Genomic DNA, 23974 nt, shown 5'->3' on the forward strand with positions numbered 1-23974 from the left:
TTCTCCCGGCTCCCGTTATGCCCGGACAGCCTGTCCGGACAGCTTAACCTTCAATAAGGTATAACCCACCACCGCGGCCAGTAACGACCCGATAAGAATGCCCAGCTTCGCCCAGACGATAAGCTCGGGCGCGTTTGCGCCAAACGCCAGCGTCGAGATAAAGATCGACATGGTAAATCCAATACCGCACAGCACGCCGACCGCCATAATCTGACTAAACGAGGTCCCGTTTGGCAATGACGCCAGCTTAAGCTTCAGCGCCAGCCAGCAGAACAGGCTGATCCCCAGCGGCTTGCCGATAAACAGCCCGGCAATAATACCCAGCGGCAGCACGGAGGTGAGCCCCTCCAGCGTAACCCCGCCAAGGGAAACGCCCGCGTTGGCAAACGCAAACAGCGGCAGGATCATAAAGCCAACCCACGGGTGAAGCACGTGTTCCAGCTGTCCGGCAGGCGATTTGCCGTCCTGCTCCTTCAGCGGGATAAAGAAACCAACGATGACGCCGGCCAGCGTGGCGTGCACGCCGGATTTCAGGACCGCCGTCCACAGCACCATGCCCACCAGAATATAGATACCGGTGCGTCGGACGTTAAAGATGTTCATCAGCGCCAGCGCCGCAATCGCCACTGCCGCCACGCTCAGCGACAGAATCGACAGCTCGCTGGTGTAGAACAGCGCGATAATCACGATAGCGCCCAGGTCATCGATAATCGCCAGCGCCATCAGGAAAATTTTGAGTGCTGCGGGGACGCGGCTTCCGAGCAAGGCCAGCACCCCAAGGGCAAACGCGATATCCGTTGCAGCCGGGATCGCCCAGCCGTCACGCGCAATCGGATCCTGCCAGGCAAACGCGAGGAACAGCAGCGCCGGCACCACCATCCCGCCAATCGCAGCGATCACCGGAAACGCCGCCCGCTGACGGCTGGCAAGCGAGCCAATCACCAGCTCACGTTTGACCTCCAGCCCCACCAGCAGGAAGAACACCGCCATCAGCGCATCGTTGATCCACAGCAGCATGTTCTTGTTAATCTCCAGCGGCCCGACCTTAAGCTCGACGGGGGTTTCCAGAAATGCGTGATAGAGATCGCGGGTCATGCCCATGTTGGCAAGCAACATGGCGGCCGCAGCAGCGATTATCAGGATAACGCCGCCGGATGCCTCACTGCTAAAGAAACGGTGTAGTAATTTCACGTTAATTCTCTCTTTTACAACAATACCTCGATAAAACCATAATATCAGCGCAAACAAATCGGTAAAAACAGATTAATATTGAAGATAAACTCAGTTTAACCGAGCATTTAATCCAGAAATAAAAAAGCCCGGAATCACTTCCGGGCTTTAAAGGATAGTAACCAGCTGGCGGTTTAGCGGGTCAAATCGTCGAAGAATTTTTTGACGCCATCGAAGAAGCTTTTGGAGCGTGGGCTGTTTTTCTCGCCCGTTGGGCCGCCAAAGCTCTCCTGTAGCTCTTTCAGCAGCTGTTTCTGCTTGTCATTCAGGCCGACCGGCGTTTCCACCACCACGCGGCATAGCAGGTCGCCCTGCGCGCCACCGCGAACGGATTTAACGCCTTTGCCGCGCATGCGGAACAGCTTGCCGGTCTGCGTTTCACCAGGCACTTTCAGGTTCACGCGCCCGTCCAGCGTCGGCACTTCGATTTCGCCGCCCAGCGCCGCCATCGCAAAGTTGATCGGCACTTCGCAGTACAGGTTGTTACCTTCACGCTCGAAAATGGCGTGCTGTTTCACCTGTACCTGAACGTACAGATCGCCTGCCGGTGCGCCGTGCTCGCCGGCTTCACCCTCGCCTGCCAGGCGGATGCGGTCGCCCGTATCAACGCCTGCCGGGATCTTAACGGACAGGGTTTTGGTTTTCTCAACGCGACCGTGACCGTGACACTTGTTGCACGGATCTTTAATCAGCGTACCGCGACCATGACAGTGTGGACAGGCCTGCTGTACCGCGAAGAAGCCCTGGCGCATCTGCACCTGACCGGAACCGTGACAGGTTGGACAGGTCTGTGGCTGAGTCCCCGCTTTCGCGCCGCTGCCGTGGCAAACGTCACACTCTTCCAGCGTCGGGATACGGATCTCTTTGGTGACGCCACGAACCGCTTCTTCCAGCGTCAGCTCCATGTTGTAGCGCAGGTCTGCGCCGCGCGCCGCGCGCTGACGACCACGGCCACCGCCGAAGATGTCGCCGAACACATCACCAAAGATATCGCTGAAATCAGCGCCGCCGCCGAAGCCGCCGCCACCAAATCCACCGCCGCCCATGCCGCCCTGTTCAAAGGCTGCGTGACCGTACTGGTCATAGGCCGCACGTTTTTGTGAATCGGTCAGGACTTCGTAGGCTTCTTTAATTTCTTTAAATTTAGCTTCAGCCTCTTTATCACCCTGATTGCGGTCCGGGTGATACTTCATGGCCAGGCGCTTATATGCCTTTTTGATTTCACGCTCTTCCGCAGTTTTCGGAACGCCTAAAATCTCGTAATAGTCTTGCTTTGCCATTGGTTTTTTTAAGCCCCTTAACATGCGAGCACGGGCGTGGAGAGTTCTCCTACGCCCGTGCCGATTAATTACCCTGCATCAGGGCGATTATTTTTTATCTTTCACTTCTTCGAACTCAGCGTCGACAACGTCGTCGTCTTTCGCGTTGTTCTGGGAAGCATCAGCGCCCGCCTGCTGCTGTGCGTGCTGCTGCTGAGCGATTTCCATCAGCTTCTGAGAAACCTGTGCCAGTTCCTGCATCTTCGCTTCGATATCCGCTTTGTCTTCGCCTTTCAGAGACGTTTCCAGCGCGCTCAGTGCAGTTTCGATAGCCGTTTTATCTTCCGCTGGCAGTTTATCGCCCGCTTCCTCAACCTGCTTACGGGTGCTGTGCAGCAGATGGTCACCCTGGTTACGGGTCTGAACCAGCTCTTCGAACTTACGGTCGGATTCCGCGTTAGCTTCGGCATCACGAACCATTTTTTCGATTTCCGCTTCGTTCAGGCCAGAAGATGCCTTGATGGTGATCTTCTGCTCTTTACCGCTGTTTTTGTCTTTCGCAGACACGTGCAGGATACCGTCAGCATCGATGTCGAAGGTCACTTCGATCTGCGGCATGCCGCGCGGTGCCGGGTTGATACCGTCCAGGTTGAACTGACCCAGAGATTTGTTATCCGCCGCACGCTTACGCTCACCCTGAATCACATGGATGGTTACCGCAGACTGGTTGTCTTCAGCGGTAGAGAACACCTGGCTGTGTTTCGTCGGGATAGTGGTGTTTTTGTTGATGAGCGGAGTCATCACACCGCCCATGGTTTCGATACCCAGAGACAGCGGGGTAACGTCCAGCAGCAGTACGTCTTTCACTTCACCCGTCAGTACACCACCCTGAACCGCAGCACCGATAGCAACCGCTTCGTCCGGGTTCACGTCTTTACGCGGCTCTTTGCCAAAGAATTCAGCTACTTTCTTCTGAACCATTGGCATACGGGTCTGACCACCTACCAGGATAACGTCCTGAATGTCAGACACGGACAGGCCAGCGTCCTGCAGTGCAACTTTCAGCGGCTCGATGGAACGGTTAACCAGGTCTTCTACCAGGCTTTCCAGTTTCGCACGGGTCACTTTAATGTTCATGTGTTTCGGACCGGTCGCGTCTGCGGTGATGTACGGCAGGTTCACGTCGGTCTGCTGAGCGGAAGACAGTTCAATCTTCGCTTTCTCAGCCGCTTCTTTCAGGCGCTGCATGGCCAGCGGGTCGTTACGCAGGTCAATGCCCTGATCTTTCTTGAACTCGTCAACGAGGTAGTTGATGAGACGAGTATCGAAGTCTTCACCACCCAGGTGGGTATCACCGTTGGTTGCCAGAACTTCGAAGGTTTTTTCGCCGTCAACGTCGTCGATTTCGATAATAGAGATATCGAAAGTACCGCCACCCAGGTCGTAAACCGCTATAGTACGGTTGCCAACTTCTTTATCCAGACCGTAAGCCAGTGCTGCTGCGGTTGGTTCGTTGATGATACGTTTTACTTCCAGACCTGCGATACGGCCAGCATCTTTAGTTGCCTGACGCTGAGCATCGTTGAAGTAGGCTGGAACGGTGATAACAGCTTCAGTTACCGGCTCACCCAGGTAATCTTCCGCGGTTTTCTTCATTTTTTTCAGTACTTCAGCAGAAATCTGCGGCGGTGCAGTTTTGGTGCCTTTCACATCAAGCCATGCATCGCCGTTATCTGCTGCGATGATTTTGTAAGGCATGATAGAAACGTCACGCTGAACTTCTTCGTCCTGGAAGCGGCGGCCAATCAGGCGTTTGATCGCAAACAGGGTGTTTTGCGGGTTTGTCACTGCCTGACGTTTAGCCGGCTGACCAACCAGAGTTTCACCATCCTGGGTATAAGCAATGATAGAAGGCGTGGTGCGATCGCCCTCGGCGTTCTCCAGCACACGTGCAGTAGTGCCATCCATAATCGCTACACAAGAGTTGGTAGTACCCAGGTCGATACCAATAATTTTACCCATCTAAACGTCTCCACTAAAAATTCAGTCAACATGTGGTTGTGTACCTGTAATAAGGGCAGAACGTGCTTTTTCAACTGCCCAGATTTGATTTTTTTCAGGTCCACACACTGCGGTTGCTTACAAGATGGGGTCGCAACGTCATCCATCAAGGGGGAGACATAAAAAATTTTTAATTTCACCCTGATGAGATCATAGACGGCGTCGATGCCGCCCATTATGATGCCGCGCCCCGTCAGGGAGAATTGACGCGGGTTTAACCATTTCACCATTTTGATGATGATTTTTTGAGGACTTATGGGCAACACTAAGTTGGCTAATCCGGCTCCGCTGGGCCTGATGGGTTTTGGCATGACCACCATTCTGCTGAACCTGCACAATATCGGGATGTTCCCGATGGACGGCATTATCCTGGCGATGGGCATTTTTTACGGCGGTATCGCACAAATCTTCGCGGGCCTGCTGGAATATAAGAAAGGCAATACCTTCGGCTTAACCGCCTTCACCTCTTACGGTTCGTTCTGGCTGACCCTGGTCGCGATTCTGCTGATGCCAAAAATGGGCCTGGCGGATGCGGCGAACGCCCACTTCCTGGGCGTGTACCTGGGCCTGTGGGGCGTGTTTACCCTGTTCATGTTCTTCGGCACGTTAAAAGGCAACCGCGCGCTCCAGTTCGTCTTCCTGAGCCTGACCGTACTGTTCGCCCTGCTGGCAGTTGGCCACCTGGCGGATAACGAAGGCATCGTTCACGTTGCCGGCTGGATTGGCCTGGTGTGCGGCGCAAGCGCTATCTACCTGGCAATGGGTGAAGTGCTGAACGAGCAGTTCGGCCGCACCATTTTACCGATTGGTGAAAAACACTGATCCCTCTGTCGTGTCCGCCTCGCGGGCACGACATCCCTCTGACTGGCGCAGCCAAATCCCCAATACCAACCCCATCAGCGATAACGCCAGCACGTACCATGCAGGCGCCAGGGGTGACACGCCCATCAGTACCGTGACCACAATCGGCGTCAGCCCACCAAAAATGGCATACGAGACGTTATAAGAGAAAGAGATCCCGGTGAAGCGAACCTCAGGCGGAAACGCGCGCACCATCACGTACGGTACGGCGCCCACCACGCCCACGCACAGCCCCACGATGCCGTACAGCAGGAACAGCTGTTCAGGATGGCTGCCCGCAAGATGGTAGAACGCCCAGCTCGACGCGGCCAGCAGCAGGCTGCCGACAATAAAGGTCACGCTGGCCCCGAAACGATCCGCCGCCAGCCCGGCGGCCAGACAGCCAAAACAGAGCATAACGGTGGCGATACTGTTCGCCTGTAGCGTCACGGCAGGGGCGAAGCCGTACTGCTTTTGCAGCCAGACCGGCGACATTAAAATCACCACCACGATACCCGCCGACAGCAGCCAGGTCAGCAGCATTGACACCACCACCGCTTTTTTATGCCGCACCACCACCGTCTTCACCGGCAGTTCCCGGGCCAGCGCCTTGCGCTGCTGCATTTCCAGGAATATCGGCGTCTCCTGCAGCCAGCGGCGCAGATACATTGCCACCAGGCCAAACGCTCCGCCCAGCAGGAACGGAATACGCCAGCCCCAGTCGTGAACGGCCTGCTGCGTCATGCTGGTATTGATGATGGTTGCGACCACGGAGCCAAGCAGGATCCCAATCGTCAGCCCTGCGGTCAGGGTTCCGCAAGCAATACCGATGCGGCGCGCAGGGACGTGCTCGGCGACAAACACCCAGGCGCCCGGCACTTCTCCGCCAATCGCCGCCCCCTGAAGAATCCGCATCAGCAGCAGCAATAGCGGGGCGATAATGCCTAATGAGTCATAGGTCGGCAGCAGGCCAATGGCCAGCGTCGGCACGGCCATCAGCAGAATACTGAGGGTAAACATCTTCTTACGCCCCACCAGATCGCCGAAGTGCGCCATCACAATACCGCCCAGCGGGCGCGCCAGGTACCCGGCGGCAAAGATGCCGAAGGTTTGCACCTGACGCAGCCATTCCGGTATATCCGCCGGGAAGAACAGTGCTCCCACCACGGCGGCGAAGAAGACGAAGATAATGAAGTCGTAAAACTCCAGCGCGCCGCCCAGGGCGGCGAGCGTAAGGGTTTTGTAGTCCTGGCGATTCAGAGGTCGGGTGTTATGTGACATAGCGAACCATTGTGCATGTATTGTGGATTATTTTTTACAGCAATCGTAAAGAAAAAATTACTATATCGTAAATCCATTTACACGCTACTGCGGCTGGCGCTAATGTCACATTTTAGTTAACTTCAGGAGATTGTCTCGCGGCGCGCGCTTTTAGGGCGAAATGCTGCTACCACCTTGTCGTCCGTTTCCACGTACGGCCCGTCGAGCAACTGTATACAATACGGTACACTCGCGAATATGCCGTGAACAATGACGCTGCCATCCTCGGCTTTTAATCCTTCCAGCGTCTCTTTGATCGACTTCGGCTGCCCCGGCAGGTTCAGGATCAGCGCCTGCTTGCGGATCACCCCGACCTGACGGGAAAGAATTGCCGTCGGGACAAAGTGTAGACCGATCTGCCGCATCTGTTCACCGAAGCCCGGCATTTCACGATCGGCGATTGCCAGCGTTGCGTCCGGCGTCACGTCGCGGCGCGCGGGGCCGGTTCCGCCGGTCGTCAGCACGAGGTGACAGCTCATCTCATCCACCAGCTCACACAGGGTCTGCTCGATGATCGGCTGCTCGTCGGGGATCAGGCGAGTCTGGATCTCGAACGGGGTGGTCAGCGCGCTGCGCAGCCATTCTTCGAGAGCAGGGATGCCTTTATCCTGATAAACACCGCTGGAGGCGCGGTCAGAAATCGACACCAGGCCGATGCGTAAGGTATTCATATCCAATTCATCCAAAAAGTACTGATTAACGGGAATGATACACGCAGAGAGGAATTTCAGACAGAGGCGGAGGGAGAAGACGCGTGACCGGCAGCCCGGTCACGCGGAATGATTACAGCAGGTCGCCGATCATTTTTTCCAGTTTTTCCTGGTCGACAGCAAACTTACGGATACCGTCCGCCAGTTTGTCTACCGCCATTGGATCCTGGTTGTGCTGCCACAGGAACTCGGATTCGGTGATGCGCTCAGGACGCGCCTTCACTTCGCCGGTGTAGGACAGCTTGCGCTCGATAGCACCTTCGCTTTCCGCCAGCTCTTTCAGCAGCGCAGGGGCGATGGTCAGGCGGTCGCAGCCCGCCAGCTCGATGATTTCACCGACGTTACGGAAGCTTGCGCCCATAACAACGGTTTCATAGCCGTGCTGCTTGTAGTATTCGTAGATTTCAGTTACGGAAATTACGCCCGGATCTTCAGACGCCGCGTACTCTTTCTTGTCGGTGTTGGCTTTGTACCAGTCCAGAATACGGCCCACGAACGGAGAAATCAGGTATACGCCTGCTTCAGCACACGCACGCGCCTGCGCGAAGGAGAACAGCAGGGTCAGGTTACAGTTGATGCCTTCTTTTTCCAGTTGCTCAGCAGCGCGAATGCCCTGCCAGGTAGAGGCCAGTTTGATCAGGATGCGGTCGTTGCTGATGCCAGCATCGTTGTACAGTTTGATCAGACGTTTTGCTTTGGCGATAGAGGCTTCGGTGTCGTAGGACAGACGTGCGTCTACTTCGGTAGAGATACGGCCAGGAACGAGTTTCAGAATTTCCAGACCGATGTTCACTGCCAGTTTGTCAGTGGCATCCACAACCTGCTGCGCGCGGTCATTGCTCTGTGCTTTCGCCCAGGTCACCGCCTCGTCGATCAGTTTGCGATACTCAGGGATCTGCGCAGCGTTAAGGATCAGAGAAGGGTTGGTTGTGGCATCCTGCGGCTGGTACAGCTTCATTGCCGCGATATCTCCGGTGTCAGCGACGACAGTGGTGAACTGACGAAGGGAGGTCAATTTATCCGTCATGATAGTGTTTCTCTTTTAACGTTCCCTGGATAATTCACACTACCGACAGCTTGCCAGCAGCGGAAAAATGACAGGTTTACTTGTTAGGGGGATGTAACCGGTCTGCCCTGATGATAACACGAGTGAGAGGCAGCGCAACCGCAGACAGTGCGCTTAGGCAGAGTATGATAAACTCAGAATATTAACAGGCTGCTAAGTAACGGCATGCCCAATCAGTGGTAGCGCTTACATATTCACGTTGGCATCAACAAGAGGGACGTTAGTGCCTGATTTCTTTTTCTTTATCAATGAAGTTCTCTGGGGTTCGATAATGATATACCTGCTTTCAGGAGCAGGTATCTGGTTTACGTGGCGCAGCGGGCTGATTCAGTTTCGCTATATCCGCAAGTTTGGCAGAAGTCTGAAAAACAGCGTCACTCCGCAACCGGGCGGTCTGACCTCCTTTCAGGCGCTCTGTACCAGCCTCGCCGCCCGCGTCGGTAGCGGTAATCTTGCCGGCGTAGCGCTGGCAATCGGCGCCGGCGGCCCGGGCGCGGTATTCTGGATGTGGGTCACGGCCATCATCGGCATGGCCACCTCCTTTGCCGAGTGCTCGCTTGCGCAGCTCTACAAAGAAAAGGACGACAGCGGTCAGTTTCGCGGCGGCCCCGCCTGGTACATGGCTCGCGGGCTGGGAATGCGCTGGATGGGCGTCCTGTTCTCGATCTTTTTGCTGATTGCCTACGGCCTTATATTCAACACCGTACAGGCAAACTCCGTCGCCCACGCGCTGCGCTTTGCCTTCAACTGTCCCGAGTGGCTGACGGGCGGCGCGCTTGCCCTTCTCACCCTGCTGACCATTGTGACCGGGCTGAAAGGGGTTGCCCGCCTGATGCAGTGGCTGGTACCCGTTATGGCGCTGCTGTGGGTGTCCACCAGCCTGCTGGTGTGCGCGATCCATATCGATGAGGTGCCTAACGTCATCGTCACCATCTTCAAAAGCGCGTTCGGCTGGCGCGAAGCGGCCTCCGGCGCGCTGGGCTACACCATTAGCCAGGCGCTCACGGCGGGCTTTCAGCGGGGGATGTTCTCAAACGAAGCGGGAATGGGCTCCACGCCGAACGCTGCCGCCACGGCCGCATCCTGGCCTCCGCACCCCGCCGCGCAGGGCATTGTGCAGATGATTGGCGTCTTCACGGACACGATTGTTATCTGCTCCGCCAGCGCGATGATAATGCTGCTGGCCGATGCCGTTCAGCAACCGTCCGGCACGGCCGGCATTCACTGGGTTCAACAGGCGCTGGTCAGCCACGTCGGCGGATGGGGTGCCGGCCTTGTCGCGCTCGTGCTGGGGCTTTTTGCCTTCAGCTCCATTGCGGTGAACTATATCTATGCCGAAAACAATCTTATCTTCCTGAACGTCAATTCCCGCCTTAGCCGCACTGTGCTTCGCGCGGGGGTGCTGGTGATGGTGATCGTCGGCTCCATGCTCAGCATGCCGATGGTCTGGCAGCTGGCGGATGTCATCATGGCGCTGATGGCCATCACCAACCTGACGGCAATCTTGCTCCTGTCGCCCGTTGTGACGCTCATCGCGCGCGATTACCTGCGGCAGCGCAAGCTCGGCGTTCCGCCCGTCTTTGACGCCTCGCGCTATCCCGAAATTGAGTCGCAACTCGCCCCCGGCACCTGGGATGATTTGCCGCGGCAATAACAGCTATCGATCAATTCAGGGCGATTTTTTGTTAAAGTCGCTCTAAATTTCCTGCAAGGACTGGATATGCTGATTCTGATTTCACCTGCAAAAACGCTCGACTACCAGAGCCCGCTCGCCACCGAGCGTTATACCCAGCCGGAACTGCTGGATTATTCACAACAGCTGATCCGCGAGGCGCGTAAGCTGTCCACCCCGCAGATCGCCTCGCTGATGGGCATCAGCGATAAACTTGCAGACCTGAACGCCACCCGCTTCCATGAGTGGCAGCCGGACTTCACGCCGGCCAACGCCCGCCAGGCGCTGCTTGCCTTCAAAGGTGACGTGTATACCGGCCTGCAGGCAGAAACGTTTAGCGAAGCGGACTTCGATTTTGCCCAGCAGCATCTGCGCATGCTGTCCGGCCTGTACGGCGTGCTGCGCCCGCTGGATCTGATGCAGCCGTATCGGCTGGAGATGGGCATCCGCCTCGAAAACGCCAAAGGCAAGGATCTGTATCATTTCTGGGGCGATATCATCACCGGGACGCTTAACGCGGCGCTCCAGGCTCAGGGCGATAACGTGGTGATTAATCTGGCCTCCGATGAGTACTTCAAATCGGTGAAGCCGAAAAAGCTGAATGCGGACATTATCAAGCCGGTGTTCCTCGACGAGAAGAACGGCAAATTCAAAGTCATCAGCTTCTACGCCAAAAAAGCGCGCGGCCTGATGAGCCGCTACATCATTCAAAACCGCCTGACGAAGCCGGAGCAGCTTACCGGATTCAACAGCGAAGGCTATTTCTTTGATGAAGCATCGTCAGGGAAAAACGAGCTGGTGTTTAAGCGCCACGAGCAGTAAAGCCAAACCCCGCCAGCTGGCGGGGTTTGCATTAATGGTGTTTGCGGTCCGGCCCCGGACGACGCTCGTCATGACGGTGATGGTCGTGACGGTCGCGACGTTCATCGTGCGGACGCCAGCGGTTATCGCGCCAGTCATAGTGTGCCTTCCACCAGTCATGGTCGCGCCAGCGGCCGCCATCCCAGTAGTGCCCGCTATTGTCCCGATCGCCAATGTGCAGTTTTACCGCAGGCACGAGGGTGATCTCGGCTGCCTGTACCGCCATGGGAACGGCCAGCATCAGTGAAAGCGCGATGAATGCAGGTTTCAGTGTAGACATCGATGACTCCTTATTCTTCTTGCCCAGCGTGGGCCGATGTAAGGAGAGTACGTGAAGGGAACGGGGGATGTTATTCTCTGCAATCCTAAACGCTAAGTGACCGCATTTATTGGGAATTTCTGCTTTTTTCCTGCTTATTTCCTCCTTAATTTCTTCACAAAAAAGCCGGGTAGCGCTGCGCTTGCCCGGCCTCTGTTCAGAGCTGATGTGGATCGGGTCAGGCGTAGCCGCCACCCAACAAAAATTATCCGCGCGTCATCATCAGCTTACGCAGCGCCGCGAAATCTGCCGGCAGCTCATGGGAGAGCAGCGGCAGGTCGGCGCGCTCGGCCAGCTCTTTTGGCAGCGGCAGCGTTTCGCCCAGAATTGCTTCCACGCTCTCTTTGAACTTGGCAGGATGCGCCGTGCCGAGGAACAGGCCATACTCCCCCGGTTGAAGACTGTCGCGCAGCGCACGGTAGGCAATCGCCGCGTGCGGCTCAGAGGTATAGCCCACCGCCTTCAGCTCGCGCATGGTCGCTTTAGTGGTTTCGTCCGTCACTGCCGCATAGCCGAGGTCGCTCAGGCGCCAGATCTTGCGGCGGAAGAGTTCTTCCACGCGCGGCCAGTTGTTTGGCTGCGACACATCCATCGCGTTGGAGAGCGTCGCCTGGGTGGCGTTTGGCGCCCACTTACCCTCCTTCAGGAAGCGCGGCACGGTGTCGTTGGCGTTGGTGGCGGCGATAAAGCGCTTCACCGGCAGACCGAGCGATTTCGCCAGCAGGCCCGCCGTCAGGTCACCGAAGTTACCGCTTGGCACGGAAACCACCAGCTGATTGCGCGCCTCCTGCGGGAGCTGGGCCACCGCCTCGAAGTAGTAGCAGATCTGCGCCAGCAGGCGGCTGATGTTGATGGAGTTGGCGGAGTTCAGCCCCAGCGCAGCCTTAAGCTCTTCATCATCGAAGGCCTGCTTCACCAGCGCCTGGCAGGCATCGAAGTCACCGTCGATCGCCACGGTTTCAATGTTGCCGCCGAGCGTGCAGAACAGTTTTTCCTGCAGCGGGCTGATTTTGCCTTTCGGATAGAGGATCACCACGCGCACGTTTTTCAGGCCGTAGAACGCATGGGCGACCGCCGCACCGGTATCGCCGGAGGTTGCGGTCAGGATGGTCACCGGTTTGTCGCCGCTGATGTGGGTCAGCATCTGCGCCATAAAGCGACCGCCGAAGTCTTTGAACGCCAGCGTAGGGCCGTGGAACAGCTCCAGACAGCCGACGTCCGGCTCCACCTGCTTAACCGGAGCCGGGAAAGCAAACGCCGCACGCACGCGCTCTTCCAGCAGCTCCTGTGGGATTTCATCCCCGATAAACGCGGAGAGAATTTTGGTGCTGCGGGTGACAAAGTCCTGCTTCAGCAGCTCATCAATGTCGGTCAGCTGAAATTCCGGCAGGTCATGGGGGAAAAACAGCCCCTGATTTTTGCCCAGCCCCTGAGTCACCGCCTGCGCGAAGCTGACCTGCTCGTTATGATCTTTAAGGTTGTAGAGTTTCATTCGTTATCCCAGTACTCGTGCGCCAGCCGTGTCCAGACGGCAAATATGAACAAAGCCTTCCTGATTTTGCAGGTAGTGTTTAGAGAGCCAGTCCGCCACGCGCTGCGCGGTGTCTGGCTTGTCGCATAAGGCAAACAGCGTCGGGCCGGAGCCAGAGATGCCGCACGCCTGCGCGCCGATATCCATAGACGCCTGTCGCGCCTCGTTAAAGCCGGGCAGCAGCTTAGTGCGGTACGGCTCGGCAATAACGTCTTTCATCAGCTTCGCCGCCAGCTGCGGCTGACGGGTATAGCAGGCGTGGATAAAGCCCGCCAGATGACGCCCGTGGGCAATGCAGTCCTGACGACGATACTGCGCGGGCAGGATCGCGCGCGCTTCGGCGGTAGAAACTTTAATTCCCGGATAGGCCAGCACCCACAGCCACTCATCAAACCCTGGCACCTGCTGGCTGATGATGCCATTTTCTTCGATCATCAGCTGCATGCCGCCGAGGAAGCAGGGGGCGACGTTATCATAATGAATGCTGCCGGAGATGCGCCCTTCCAGCTCGCCCATCAGCGCCAGCAGGCGGCTGTTATTTAACGGCTTGCCGCAATGCTCGTTCATCGCCACCAGCGCGGCGACCACCGAGCAGGCGCTGGAGCCCAGCCCGGAGCCAATCGGCATGCTTTTTTCCAGCGTCATGGTCACCGGCACGCTTTTGCCGATCTCCTGACAAAAGCGCTCCCAGCACTGATAAACGATGTTCTCGCGCGGGTCAGACGGCAGCTTGCTGGCGAAGCGGCCCACGTTATTCAGGCTGAAGCGGTCTGCCGCTTCTACCGTAACCGTATCGCCCAGCAGCGAACCATCAACCGGCGTCACCGCCGCGCCCAGCACGTCAAACCCAACGCTCATGTTAGCGCTGGAAGCCGGGGCATAAACTTTGACCATGTTAAACTCCTAACTTCCATGACAGGGTACGCAGCAGATCGGCAAACACGCCCGCCGCCGTCACATCATTCCCTGCACCATAGCCGCGAAGCACCAGCGGCAGTGGCTGATAATAGTGGCTGTAAAACGCCAGCGCGTTCTCGCCGTTTTTCACCTTGTACAGCGGATCGTTGCCGTCCACTTCGGCAATCTTCACGCGGCACACGCCATCTTCCTCAATGTTGCCAACATAGCGCAATACCTTACCTTCATCACGGGCTTTCGCAACGCGAGCGGCAAAGGCGTCGTCCAGCTGAGGGAGTTTCGCCATAAAGGCATCAACGTTCCCGCTGCCGTCAAACTCCGCCGGCAGTACCGGTTCAATCACAATGTCCGACAGCTCCAGCTCGCGGCCGGTTTCGCGCACCAGGATCAGCAGCTTGCGCGCCACGTCCATGCCGGAGAGATCGTCACGCGGGTCCGGCTCGGTGTAGCCCAGCTCGCGCGCGGCGCGGGTGGCCTCCGACAGGCTCATGCCTTCATCAAGCTTGCCGAAGATAAACGACAGGGAGCCGGAGAGAATGCCGGAGAATCGCTGCAGTTCGTCGCCCGCGTTCAGCAGGTTTTGCAGGTTCTCGATGACCGGCAGACCCGCGCCCACGTTGGTGTCGTACAGGAACTTGCGGCGGGACTTGCTCGCCGCCAGGCGCAGCTGGTGATAGTAATCCATCGACGAGGTGTTGGCCTTTTTGTTCGGCGTTACCACGTGGAACCCTTCGCGCAGGAAGTCCGCGTACTGGTCGGCAACCGCCTGGCTGGAGGTACAGTCGACGATCACCGGGTTAAGCAGGTGATACTCTTTCACCAGACGGATCAGGCGGCCCAGGTTGAACGGCTCTTTTGCCTCTTCCAGCTCCGCCTGCCAGTTTTCCAGGTTAAGGCCATGAACGTTAGTCAGCAAAGCCCTGGAGTTAGCGATACCGCAGACGCGCAGATCGATATGTTTCTTCTTAAGCCACTCCTGCTGGCGCTTCACCTGCTCCAGCAGCGCGCCGCCGACGCCGCCGACGCCAACCAGGAACAGCTCAATCACCTGATCGGTGTTGAACAGCATCTGGTGAACCACGCGCACGCCGGTGGTGGCATCATCGTTATCCACAACCACGGAAATTGAACGCTCAGACGACCCCTGCGCAATCGCCACGATATTGATATTGGCCCGCGCCAGCGCGGCAAAAAATTTGGCAGAGATACCGCGCAGGGTGCGCATGCCGTCGCCAACGACGGAGATCACGGCCAGACGCTCCTGAATGGAGAGCGGCTCCAGCAGCTCCTCTTTCAGCTCAAGGTAGAACTCTTCTTCCAGCGCGCGGCGGGCGCGCAGGCAGTCGCCCTGCGGCACGCAGAAGCTGATGCTGTATTCGGAAGAGGACTGGGTGATCAGCACGACGGAAATGCCGTTGCGGGACATGGCGGCAAACACGCGGGCTGCCATGCCGACCATGCCCTTCATCCCGGGGCCGGAGACGCTGAACATCGCCATATTGTTCAGGTTAGAAATGCCTTTCACCGGCAGGCCATCTTCATCCGAGCTGGCGCCAATCAGCGTGCCCGGCGCCTGCGGGTTACCGGTATTTTTAATCAGGCAAGGGATCTGGAACTGGGCAATCGGAGAGATGGTACGCGGGTGAAGCACTTTAGCGCCGAAGTAAGAAAGCTCCATCGCTTCCTGATACGACATCGACTTCAGCAGCCTGGCGTCCGGCACCTGACGCGGGTCACAGGTATATACGCCGTCGACGTCGGTCCAGATCTCACAGCAGTCTGCGCGTAAGCAGGCCGCCAGTACGGCAGCAGAGTAATCGGAGCCGTTACGGCCCAGCACCACCAGCTCGCCCTTCTCGTTTCCGGCGGTGAAGCCCGCCATCAGGATCATATGGTCAGACGGAATTTTGCTCGCGACAATGCGGCGAGTCGACTCGGCAATGTCGACGGTGGATTCGAGGTAGTGGCCGACCGCCAGCAGTTTTTCAACGGGATCGATTACGGTCACGCCGTGTCCGCGCGCTTCCAGCACGCCCTCCATAATGGCGATAGAGAGTTTTTCACCCCGGCAGATCAGCGCCGCGTTGATGCTGTCCGGGCACTGGCCCAGCAGGCTGATACCGTGCAGAACGTGTTTGATCTGGGCAAATTCATGTTCAACGGTGGTTTTCAGCTGCGCCAGCGGGAAGCCTGGCTGGGCGTCTGCCAGCCCCTGCAGCAGTTCTGCAAAAATACGCTCGGCGTCGCTGATGTTCGGAAGTGCATCCTGGCCACCGATGGTTTTTTCAATCATCGCCACCAGGTGGTTCGTTATTTTGGCCGGGGCAGAGAGCACGGTGGCAACCTGCCCCTGCCTGGCGTTACTTTCCAGGATATCGGCAACGCGCAGAAAACGCTCTGCATTTGCCACTGACGTACCGCCGAACTTCAACACTCGCATGGGTTCTACCTCATTTCCTTTAGCCGAAAAAAAAGCCCGCACTGTTCAGGTGCGGGCTTTTTTCTGTTTTTCCTGTACGCGTCAGCCCGCATCGTTACCTGTGGTAATGATGATGGTTGTGGTAATGGTGGTGATGCTGATGCGTTTCATGGATGTTGTGTACTCTGTCATTATTATCTGTCTGTGCTGTATTCTTTTAGGGTTAAAGGATCGGGCACCTTAAGTCAATGAATTTTTAATTCGATCACAGTTTGTGACGTTCTCACGTCCCGCTGCGCGCAGATTTATTTTCATCGGAATAACCCAGATGCAACCCCAGACATCAGCAGGAACGGCCATAATAAAAACCTATGACACTATTTTACTCGGTCAATTTTTTTTCAATATCATGCAGCAATCGGTGCAACATTGCCGTGTCGCGCTGTTCAAGTCGGCCTAAGCGCTGCTGCAGCCAGTCCACCAGTTTTTGATCGTCCGCTACGCCCAGCTGCCCAAGCAGGTTTTCCACGCGCGCGCGCAGCGCAGCCAGCTGGTTTTCATCCGTTCCCGTCACTGGCGGCTGAGAAATTTGTATTAAGGATGCTAATTGATAGCAATAGACCATGACCGCCTGCCCGAGATTTAGCGATGGATAATCCGCCACCATTGGCGCGCCCGTCAGCACGTCAGCCAGCGCCAGCTCATCGTTGGTCAGCCCGGAATCTTCGCGGCCAAAAACCAGCGCCGCTTTCTCCAGCCACTGGCTTTTCTCGCTCAGCATCGGCACCAGCTCGGCGGGCGTGGCGTAGTAATGAAACTTCGCCCGGCTGCGTGCGGTCGTGGCGACGGTAAAAGAAATATCGTGCAGCGCGTCGGCGAGCGTAGCGTAAGTGGTTATATTATCGAGAATATCCCCCGAACCGTGCGCCACCCAGCGCGCGGCAGGCTCCAGATGCGCCGTGCTGTCCACAATACGCAAATCCGTAAAACCCATGGTCTTCATGGCGCGCGCCGCAGCGCCAATATTCTCGGCTCTTGCTGGCGCCACCAGCACAATCGATAGATGCATTTATGCTCTCTTTTTAAGCAGTTAGCTGATAAAAATGTGATTCACTTCAACATATTACGCAGCACGAATTTACAAAATTGCAACACAAATCACCGAAATAGCGTTTCATAACAAATTAAAAACGCTACACTATTTTGTGACTGAACAATTAGTTAGAATGTTAACAGAACCTGATTATCCTTATGTTTTATAATGATAATGAGCCTGTGAATACTCATTCTCAATTGGATTCGTACCGTTTATCAATTAATGTCCGCAACTAGTTGGTTTATTGAAAAATTGTGACAAAGGCTAGCATTCGGCTACGATGATTTCATCAAACTGTTAACGTGCTACAATTGAACTTGATATATGTCAACGAAGCGTAGTTTTATTGGGTGTCCGGTGTCACTTAGCCTGTTATGTTGCTGTTAAAATGGTTAGGATGACAGCCGTTTTTGACACTGTCGGGTCCTGAGGAAAAGTACCCACGACCAAGCTAATGATGTTGTTGACGTTGATGGAAAGTGCATCAAGAACGCAATTACGTACTTTAGTCACGTTAGGCCGATCATGTTAATTTGCGACATGCATCAGGCAGGTCAGGGACTTTTGTACTTCCTGTTTCGATTTAGTTGGCAATTTAGGTAGCAAACATGCAGACCCCGCACATTCTTATCGTTGAAGACGAGTTGGTAACACGCAACACGTTAAAGAGCATTTTCGAAGCAGAAGGCTACGATGTCTTTGAAGCGACCGATGGCGCAGAGATGCATCAGATCCTTTCTGAAAATGATATCAACCTGGTGATTATGGATATCAACCTGCCGGGCAAAAACGGCCTTCTTCTGGCGCGCGAGCTGCGTGAACAGGCGAACGTCGCGTTGATGTTCCTGACAGGCCGTGACAACGAGGTTGATAAAATTCTTGGTCTGGAAATCGGCGCGGATGACTACATCACCAAGCCGTTCAACCCTCGCGAGTTAACCATTCGTGCACGCAACCTGCTGTCCCGTACCATGAATCTGGGCACGGTCAGCGAAGAGCGTCGTAGCGTTGAAAGCTACAAGTTCAACGGCTGGGAACTTGATATCAATAGCCGTTCGCTGATTAGCCCGAACGGTGAGCAGTATAAACTGCCGCGCAGTGAATTCCGCGCGATGCTGCACTTCTGCGAAAACCCGGGCAAAATTCAGTCCCGTGCAGAACTGCTGAAGAAAATGACCGGCCGTGAGCTGAAGCCACACGATCGTACCGTTGACGTGACCATCCGTCGTATTCGTAAGCATTTCGAATCTACGCCTGATACGCCGGAAATCATCGCCACTATCCATGGCGAAGGTTATCGTTTCTGCGGCGATCTTCAGGAGTAATCCGGCTCGTCACGCAGTAAAAAACGGCGCTTTTAGCGCCGTTTTTTTATCAGTGCCACGGCATAATCGGCACCGCGCTAATCGCGTTTTTCGGTGAGCCTTCCACCACTTTGTCCGAGTAGGCCAGATAAGCCAGGGTGTTGCGTTTCGCGTCATAAAAACGCACCACCTGCAGCTTTTTGAACACCAGCGAGGTCCGTTTCTGGAACACGACGTCGCCCTGCGCTTTGCCGTTTTTGATTTTGTCGCTTAGCTCAACCGGACCAACCTGCTGGCAGGAAATGGCCGCGTCGGAAGTGTCTTCAGCCAGCCCCAGACCGCCCTTAATGCCGCCCGTTTTCGCCCGGCTGACATAGCAGGTGACGTTTTTCACGTCCGGATCGTCAAACGCCTCCACCACAATTTTGTGGTCCGGCCCAAACATTTTAAACACGGTATCCACGGAGCCAATTTGCTCCGCCTGCGCCGCGCGCCCGGCCATCAAAGCCAGTGCCGCAAAGAGTAAAGCCTTGTATTTCATATTGTTACCATTCATAAAAATTACGCTGAGCGATTATTCAACAGGTGAGGCAAAAATGTAGCAAGATCACAGGATTAGAATATATTTGCGTATAAATCACCACAAAAAGCATTAATGCGCAAAAAAAACACTGAATGCTAAAACGTCAAAAAATGCTATTATCCGCTAACCTGTAATCAGGCACCTGCAGCAGTTTTAAGGATGAGGATAGTATATGGATCAGGCTGGAATTATTCGCGACCTGCTCACCTGGCTGGAAGGTCATCTCGACCAGCCTTTGTCACTGGATAATGTGGCGGCAAAAGCAGGCTATTCCAAGTGGCATCTGCAACGGATGTTCAAGGATGTCACCGGTCATGCTATCGGTGCCTATATTCGTGCCCGTCGTTTGTCAAAGTCTGCCGTCGCTTTGCGTCTGACCGCACGGCCGATTCTGGATATTGCCCTGCAATATCGCTTCGATTCGCAGCAAACCTTCACCCGCGCCTTTAAAAAACAGTTCTCGTTAACGCCGGCGCTCTATCGCCGCTCGCCCGACTGGAGCTCGTTTGGCATGCGTCCGCCGCTTCGTCTGGGCGAGTTTGCGATGCCAAAATATGAAATCGTCACCCTGCCGGAAACGCACCTGATCGGCACCACGCAGAGCTACGCCTGCTCTCTGGAGCAGATCTCAGAGTTCCGTCATCAGATGCGGGTTCAGTTCTGGCGCGAATTTTTAAGCCACGCCCCGGCTATTCCGCCGATTCTGTATGGCCTGAACGAAACGCACCCGAGTCAGGAAAAAGACGACGAGCAGGAGGTGTTTTACACCACCGCGCTCACCCCTGACATGGCAAATGGCTACATTCAGGGCGCTAAGCCTGTCGTGCTGGAAGGCGGCGAGTACGTCATGTTCTCCTACGAGGGCTTAGGAACGGGCGTTCAGGAGTTTATCCTGACCGTTTACGGGACCTGCATGCCAATGCTGAATCTGAATCGCCGTAAAGGTCAGGACATCGAACGCTACTATCCGGCGCAGGACGCTAAGCCGGAAGAAGGCCCTATCAATCTGCGGATGGAATTCCTTATCCCGGTACGGCGTTAACGCTGCAATTCGTCCAGCGCAGGGGCATCGAGATGCGAAATGTCCCCTGCCATCTCAACCACCCAACCCGACGCCAGCCAGGCGCTTTCCTGATAGTCGATGCGGGAAATGGAGCAGTTACGCAGACGCAATCGGCGCTCGGCATATGCCGGCAGCCCCAGAATAGTGCTCACCAGGCAACCCAGCGCGATGCCGTGACTCACCAGCAGCGGACGGCTGCCTGCCGGAAGCTTCAGGCACTCGGCCAGCGCGGCATGCATGCGCACGCTCAGCTCCTGCATGGACTCTCCCTCAGGGATACGCCCCTCTTCCGTACCGTTCACCAGCGCACGACGCCAGCCTTCTTCGGTTTCCGTCAGCGTATCGATAGGGCGTTTTTCCAGCACGCCCATGTCCAGCTCGCGCAGGCGCGGCTCGAGAGTGACGTCGCAGCCGCAGGCATCAGCGATAATGCGTGCCGTCTGCTGCGTGCGGCCTAAATCACTGGAAATAACGTGAGTGATACCCAGCGTTCTGGCGCGTTCCGCCACCTGCCACGCCTGTTGCACACCCTTCTCGGTGAGAGGACTGTCTGACTGGCCCTGAATACGTCGCTCGGCGTTCCACTGCGTTTCACCGTGGCGAACAAGGTATACCTGTAACATGCTTTTTTTCCGTTATACTGCGATGAGTTTTTTTGAATCGAGCTTAATTATGCACCATGTTGTCTCTGCTACCACCAATCCTGCCAAAATTCGGGCAATTCTAAGGGCATTTGAAGAGATCTTCGGCGAAGGATCCTGCCATATTGACGCCATCGGCGTCGAGAGCGGCGTACCGGAACAGCCGTTTGGCAGCGAGGAAACGCGCGCTGGCGCACGAAATCGCGTGGCGAATGCCAAAGCCGCCGCACCAGACGCTGACTTCTGGGTCGCGATTGAAGCGGGAATCGACGAAGGCGCAACCTTCAGCTGGGTTGTTATCGAAAGCCGCGAGCAGCGCGGTGAAGCGCGTTCAGCCACCCTGCCGCTGCCGGAAATCATTCTGAATAAAGTGCGCGAAGGCGAAGCGCTCGGGCCGGTGATGTCGCAGTACACCGGCATTGACGAGATTGGCCGTAAAGAAGGGGCAATTGGCGTCTTCACCAAAGGCGTTTTGACCCGCTCAGGCGTGTATCACCAGGCGGTAGTTTTAGCGCTGAGCCCGTTTCATAACGCGATTTATCGCTGAGCGCCCAAGAGGATCTGCTCCAGCCACTGGCGCAGCTCAACCGGCGCAGATTTCAGGCTGTTCGATCCGCGGGTGATTGTCGCAATGCCCGCGCCCAGCTCGTTTTTCAGCTCGCGCTGGCTCATTTCGCCGCGCAGCAGCTCTTCAATAATGCGTACCCGCGTGCCCAGCGCTTCGCGTTCATCGGGCGTCAGCATAAGCTGTAATAGCGGTAGATGCAGATCCTTGTCATAAGACTGGCGGAGCAACTCCACAAAACGAAGCCACTCCTGATGACGCTGTTCGGCCATTGCCGAGGAATACGGGGAATGCTGGGTCATGTTATGCTGCCTCTTGTACTCATTAACGAGTACAGCATAACACAACCCGCGCCGATCAGTAACGTCTCTGCCACTCGGCATCGCTCATCAGCGCATCTTTCTCCCCCATGAAGTGGCGGTAGTAAGCGTCATATGCCAGCACGTTCTTCACGTAGCCACGCGTTTCGGAGAACGGGATACTCTCGACGAACGCCACGGCGTCGATACGCCCTGCGCTGTTGCCAAGCCAGGTGCGCACGCGCCCCGGCCCCGCGTTGTACGCCGCTGACGCGAAGATGCGGTTATTGCCAAACTGCTGATAGACGTACTGCAGGTAGCTGGTACCGATGTTGATGTTGGTCTCCGGATCCAGCAGCTGCGACGGGCTGCTGTAGCCTGGGATATTAAACATCTTCACCGTGTGCGTCGCGGTGCCCGGCATGATCTGCATCAGGCCGCTGGCGCCTACCGGAGAACGGACTTTCGGGTTCCAGGCGCTCTCCTGACGGGCAATGGCCATCGCGTAGCTTTGCGGAATATCTTTGCCGCTGGTGTAGCGCTCAAAGAGATCGCTGTAAGCCAGCGGGAAACGCTCCTCAAGGTGATCCCACAGCTTGCCGGAGATCGTCGCCTGCACGCTTAGATCCCACCAGCGGTTATCGAACGCATAGCGGGCAAGCTGCGCTTTCTCATCCGTGGTGCGGCTGGTGACCAGATTGGCCCACTCGCTGCGCGCGGTGTTATCCAGATTCCAGTACATCAGCTCGCGAACGCGCGCCATTTCCGGCCCCTGCGTCAGCGCCGGGTTCGCGGTGGCTGGCGCTTTGTCGATCTTAAGCGTGTACGTCTCGCCCAGACGCTGCGCCGCGGCCATCGGGTAGAATCCGCGCTGCTGCATCAGGGAGTGAAGGATATCTTTGGCTTCGTCTTCACGACCGCGCTCCAGCAGCAGATCCGCCTGCCAGTAGCGCCATTCGTCTTTCTCTTTGGCGTCCATCGGCAGGCGCGCCAGCCAGGTATTCAGGCCGCGGCGGTCGCCCGTTCCCAGCGCCATACGCACGCGACGCTCGACCAGCGAGACAGAGTTTGAGCGCATGACCGCATCGTCACGCCAGCGGGCCTGCTCATCGGTGACGTCTGCTCCCATCAGTCGCCACGCCACAATGTCGCGCAGATCCTGGGTTTGATCGTCATTGAGCTGTTGGGCCTGCACCAGCTGCGGGATCATCAGCCGCGCGTTTTCCACATCATCACGCGCCACGCTGGCAAAGGCGACTGCCGCCATCTGCCGGGTAAAATCGGTCGCGCCAGTGGTGCGCGCAAACGTCAGGACGGTGTTCGGATCGTTTGCCAGGCCGATAACGGCAGAAGCAATGGTCTGATAATCCGCCGGCATTTGCCCCGCCAGCACGGTGACCAGCCGCGTGTTCCCGGCCTTCATAGCCAGGCGGATGCGTTCGAGGTAGGAGAGCGGATCCTGCTGCCCCGACGCGCGCCAGGCGCTGAAAAGCGGATCGCAGGCATTGGGCTGGCTTTTGCCCGTCAGCCACAGCTCTTTTGCGCCGGCCCACGCTTCTTCCTGCTGGCCGGTAGCCCATTTCGCGTAATAGTAATTACACTGCGCTTCCGTCGCGCCCGGCTTGTCCGGGCTGAAGGCCAGCAGGCCGCGCCAGTCTTCGCGACGGGCAAGCTCGTTCACGAACCGGGACTTCAGGGTGCGCGCAGGCGGCAGGGTCGGGTTCGCCTGAATGAAGTTGTTCACGGTGACGGTTGGTTGATTCATCAGATCGTCAGTAATCTGGCGATACTCCAGATACGGATACAGCGGATAATCCTTCAGCGTCGGCATCAGCGCCTGCACGGTATCCATCTGCCTGTTGTCCCATGCCTGCTTAATCTGGGCATAGCGGCTACGTTGTTCGTCCAGTGAATCGGCATGCACCGCCTGGCTTACCGCCATTACGCATACGCTGGCAGCCAGCAGACGCCAGACCACCCGTTTGGCTTTTTCCACAAGCTCTTCCTCATTGTTTTTCGTTAGTTGCAGCGTCTTGCCACGTCAAAGTCACATCAACTTATGCTAACCAGGCATCCCGCAACGCGCCACGTCATGGACACTTTTTTACCTTTCTTGCGCGTTTTAACACTCCCGACGTTCCTGGCTGGGATTAGGGCGTGAAAAAGGCTACACTTCGAGGCTGAAATTCATTCTCATCACGATAAAAGAGGCGAAGT

The 23974-nt window shown here is 56.4% G+C and carries 24 protein-coding genes and 1 other annotated feature; of the genes, 6 read left to right on the forward strand and 18 right to left on the reverse strand.

Annotated features, from left to right (window positions below; all coding sequences use genetic code 11):
- Nucleotides 1–15 precede the first annotated feature (15 nt).
- The 4 genes from nhaA to MOQ06_RS14440 all read right to left on the reverse strand — a co-directional run bounded on the left by nhaA (nucleotide 16) and on the right by MOQ06_RS14440 (nucleotide 4861).
- On the reverse strand, nucleotides 16–1191 hold the full coding sequence (gene nhaA, locus MOQ06_RS14425) for a Na+/H+ antiporter NhaA (protein ID WP_176608740.1): 1176 nt from the start codon (nucleotides 1189–1191) through the stop codon (nucleotides 16–18).
- 173 nt (nucleotides 1192–1364) lie between these two features.
- Complete coding sequence (dnaJ, locus tag MOQ06_RS14430) at nucleotides 1365–2510, reverse strand: molecular chaperone DnaJ (RefSeq protein WP_148420034.1); 1146 nt, start codon at nucleotides 2508–2510, stop codon at nucleotides 1365–1367.
- 87 nt (nucleotides 2511–2597) lie between these two features.
- Nucleotides 2598–4511, reverse strand: coding sequence for a molecular chaperone DnaK (dnaK, locus tag MOQ06_RS14435; RefSeq protein ID WP_006810169.1), 1914 nt, complete (start codon nucleotides 4509–4511; stop codon nucleotides 2598–2600).
- Nucleotides 4463–4861: a hypothetical protein gene (locus tag MOQ06_RS14440; RefSeq protein ID WP_176678613.1), complete on the reverse strand. Its 399-nt coding sequence runs from the start codon at nucleotides 4859–4861 to the stop codon at nucleotides 4463–4465. Before MOQ06_RS14440 ends, dnaK begins: the two co-directional genes overlap by 49 nt.
- On the opposite strand from MOQ06_RS14440, the gene satP reads away from it, so the two are divergent.
- Nucleotides 4806–5372 (forward strand): acetate uptake transporter, encoded by a 567-nt coding sequence (gene satP / locus MOQ06_RS14445; protein ID WP_148420032.1) that lies wholly within the window; start codon nucleotides 4806–4808, stop codon nucleotides 5370–5372. The two genes, MOQ06_RS14440 and satP, sit on opposite strands and share 56 nt — an antisense overlap.
- Here satP and MOQ06_RS14450 read toward each other — a convergent pair.
- The 3 genes from MOQ06_RS14450 to tal all read right to left on the reverse strand — a co-directional run bounded on the left by MOQ06_RS14450 (nucleotide 5349) and on the right by tal (nucleotide 8447).
- Nucleotides 5349–6671 (reverse strand): MFS transporter, encoded by a 1323-nt coding sequence (locus MOQ06_RS14450; protein ID WP_242173676.1) that lies wholly within the window; start codon nucleotides 6669–6671, stop codon nucleotides 5349–5351. The two genes, satP and MOQ06_RS14450, sit on opposite strands and share 24 nt — an antisense overlap.
- A 122-nt stretch (nucleotides 6672–6793) precedes the next feature.
- Nucleotides 6794–7381 carry a molybdopterin adenylyltransferase gene (gene mog / locus MOQ06_RS14455; RefSeq protein ID WP_176608742.1) on the reverse strand — a complete coding sequence of 196 codons (588 nt, stop codon included), beginning with the start codon at nucleotides 7379–7381 and terminating at the stop codon, nucleotides 6794–6796.
- A 112-nt stretch (nucleotides 7382–7493) separates the two neighbouring features.
- A complete protein-coding gene (tal, locus tag MOQ06_RS14460) occupies nucleotides 7494–8447 on the reverse strand; it encodes a transaldolase (RefSeq protein WP_148420029.1) in 954 nt (317 codons plus the stop codon).
- Nucleotides 8448–8709: 262 nt separating this feature from the next.
- Between tal and MOQ06_RS14465 the strand changes: the two genes are divergently transcribed.
- Nucleotides 8710–10140, forward strand: a complete 1431-nt coding sequence (locus tag MOQ06_RS14465; RefSeq protein ID WP_242173679.1) for a sodium:alanine symporter family protein — start codon at nucleotides 8710–8712, stop codon at nucleotides 10138–10140.
- 66 nt (nucleotides 10141–10206) lie between these two features.
- Nucleotides 10207–10980 carry a peroxide stress protein YaaA gene (gene yaaA / locus MOQ06_RS14470; protein WP_242173681.1) on the forward strand — a complete coding sequence of 258 codons (774 nt, stop codon included), beginning with the start codon at nucleotides 10207–10209 and terminating at the stop codon, nucleotides 10978–10980.
- 31 nt (nucleotides 10981–11011) lie between these two features.
- Here the strand turns inward: yaaA and MOQ06_RS14475 are convergent, their stop codons facing one another.
- From MOQ06_RS14475 to yjjY, 7 genes are all read right to left on the reverse strand, one after another.
- Entirely contained in the window at nucleotides 11012–11299 is a 288-nt protein-coding gene (locus MOQ06_RS14475) for a DUF2502 domain-containing protein (protein ID WP_242173685.1), read from the reverse strand.
- A gap of 244 nt (nucleotides 11300–11543) precedes the next feature.
- On the reverse strand, nucleotides 11544–12830 hold the full coding sequence (gene thrC / locus MOQ06_RS14480) for a threonine synthase (protein WP_242173686.1): 1287 nt from the start codon (nucleotides 12828–12830) through the stop codon (nucleotides 11544–11546).
- 3 nt (nucleotides 12831–12833) lie between these two features.
- Nucleotides 12834–13763, reverse strand: coding sequence for a homoserine kinase (gene thrB / locus MOQ06_RS14485; protein WP_242173688.1), 930 nt, complete (start codon nucleotides 13761–13763; stop codon nucleotides 12834–12836).
- Nucleotide 13764: 1 nt separating this feature from the next.
- Complete coding sequence (thrA, locus tag MOQ06_RS14490) at nucleotides 13765–16227, reverse strand: bifunctional aspartate kinase/homoserine dehydrogenase I (RefSeq protein WP_242173690.1); 2463 nt, start codon at nucleotides 16225–16227, stop codon at nucleotides 13765–13767.
- A gap of 25 nt (nucleotides 16228–16252) precedes the next feature.
- Nucleotides 16253–16370, reverse strand: a sequence feature (Thr leader region).
- The gene (gene thrL / locus MOQ06_RS14495) at nucleotides 16309–16377 is read right to left on the reverse strand and encodes a thr operon leader peptide (RefSeq protein ID WP_015572623.1); all 69 of its coding nucleotides are present in this window, start codon (nucleotides 16375–16377) and stop codon (nucleotides 16309–16311) included. It overlaps the preceding feature by 62 nt.
- Before the next feature lie 211 nt (nucleotides 16378–16588).
- Nucleotides 16589–17275, reverse strand: a complete 687-nt coding sequence (locus MOQ06_RS14500) for a tRNA/rRNA methyltransferase (RefSeq protein WP_148420022.1) — start codon at nucleotides 17273–17275, stop codon at nucleotides 16589–16591.
- Between the two features lie 399 nt (nucleotides 17276–17674).
- Nucleotides 17675–17815, reverse strand: a complete 141-nt coding sequence (yjjY, locus tag MOQ06_RS14505) for a protein YjjY (protein WP_001303782.1) — start codon at nucleotides 17813–17815, stop codon at nucleotides 17675–17677.
- A 95-nt stretch (nucleotides 17816–17910) separates the two neighbouring features.
- Here yjjY and arcA point away from each other — a divergent pair, with 95 nt between their 5' ends.
- A complete protein-coding gene (gene arcA / locus MOQ06_RS14510; RefSeq protein WP_013367683.1) occupies nucleotides 17911–18627 on the forward strand; it encodes a two-component system response regulator ArcA in 717 nt (238 codons plus the stop codon).
- Between the two features lie 49 nt (nucleotides 18628–18676).
- Here arcA and creA read toward each other — a convergent pair whose 3' ends face one another.
- Nucleotides 18677–19147, reverse strand: a complete 471-nt coding sequence (gene creA, locus MOQ06_RS14515; protein WP_148420021.1) for a protein CreA — start codon at nucleotides 19145–19147, stop codon at nucleotides 18677–18679.
- Nucleotides 19148–19361: 214 nt separating this feature from the next.
- On the opposite strand from creA, the gene robA reads away from it, so the two are divergent.
- Nucleotides 19362–20231 (forward strand): MDR efflux pump AcrAB transcriptional activator RobA, encoded by an 870-nt coding sequence (robA, locus tag MOQ06_RS14520; RefSeq protein ID WP_148420020.1) that lies wholly within the window; start codon nucleotides 19362–19364, stop codon nucleotides 20229–20231.
- On the opposite strand, the gene gpmB is transcribed toward robA, so the two are convergent.
- Nucleotides 20228–20875 (reverse strand): 2,3-diphosphoglycerate-dependent phosphoglycerate mutase GpmB, encoded by a 648-nt coding sequence (gene gpmB / locus MOQ06_RS14525; protein WP_242173692.1) that lies wholly within the window; start codon nucleotides 20873–20875, stop codon nucleotides 20228–20230. The two genes, robA and gpmB, sit on opposite strands and share 4 nt — an antisense overlap.
- 49 nt (nucleotides 20876–20924) lie before the next feature.
- On the opposite strand from gpmB, the gene yjjX reads away from it, so the two are divergent.
- Complete coding sequence (yjjX, locus tag MOQ06_RS14530) at nucleotides 20925–21440, forward strand: inosine/xanthosine triphosphatase (protein WP_242173693.1); 516 nt, start codon at nucleotides 20925–20927, stop codon at nucleotides 21438–21440.
- On the opposite strand, the gene trpR is transcribed toward yjjX, so the two are convergent.
- Nucleotides 21431–21760 carry a trp operon repressor gene (trpR, locus tag MOQ06_RS14535; protein ID WP_176608751.1) on the reverse strand — a complete coding sequence of 110 codons (330 nt, stop codon included), beginning with the start codon at nucleotides 21758–21760 and terminating at the stop codon, nucleotides 21431–21433. The two genes, yjjX and trpR, sit on opposite strands and share 10 nt — an antisense overlap.
- Before the next feature lie 55 nt (nucleotides 21761–21815).
- Nucleotides 21816–23753, reverse strand: a complete 1938-nt coding sequence (gene sltY, locus MOQ06_RS14540; protein WP_242173695.1) for a murein transglycosylase — start codon at nucleotides 23751–23753, stop codon at nucleotides 21816–21818.
- Nucleotides 23754–23974 lie beyond the last annotated feature (221 nt).

Source organism: Enterobacter sp. I4 (assembly GCF_022669095.1).
In the GTDB taxonomy this organism is placed as follows: Bacteria; Pseudomonadota; Gammaproteobacteria; order Enterobacterales; family Enterobacteriaceae; genus Enterobacter; species Enterobacter pasteurii.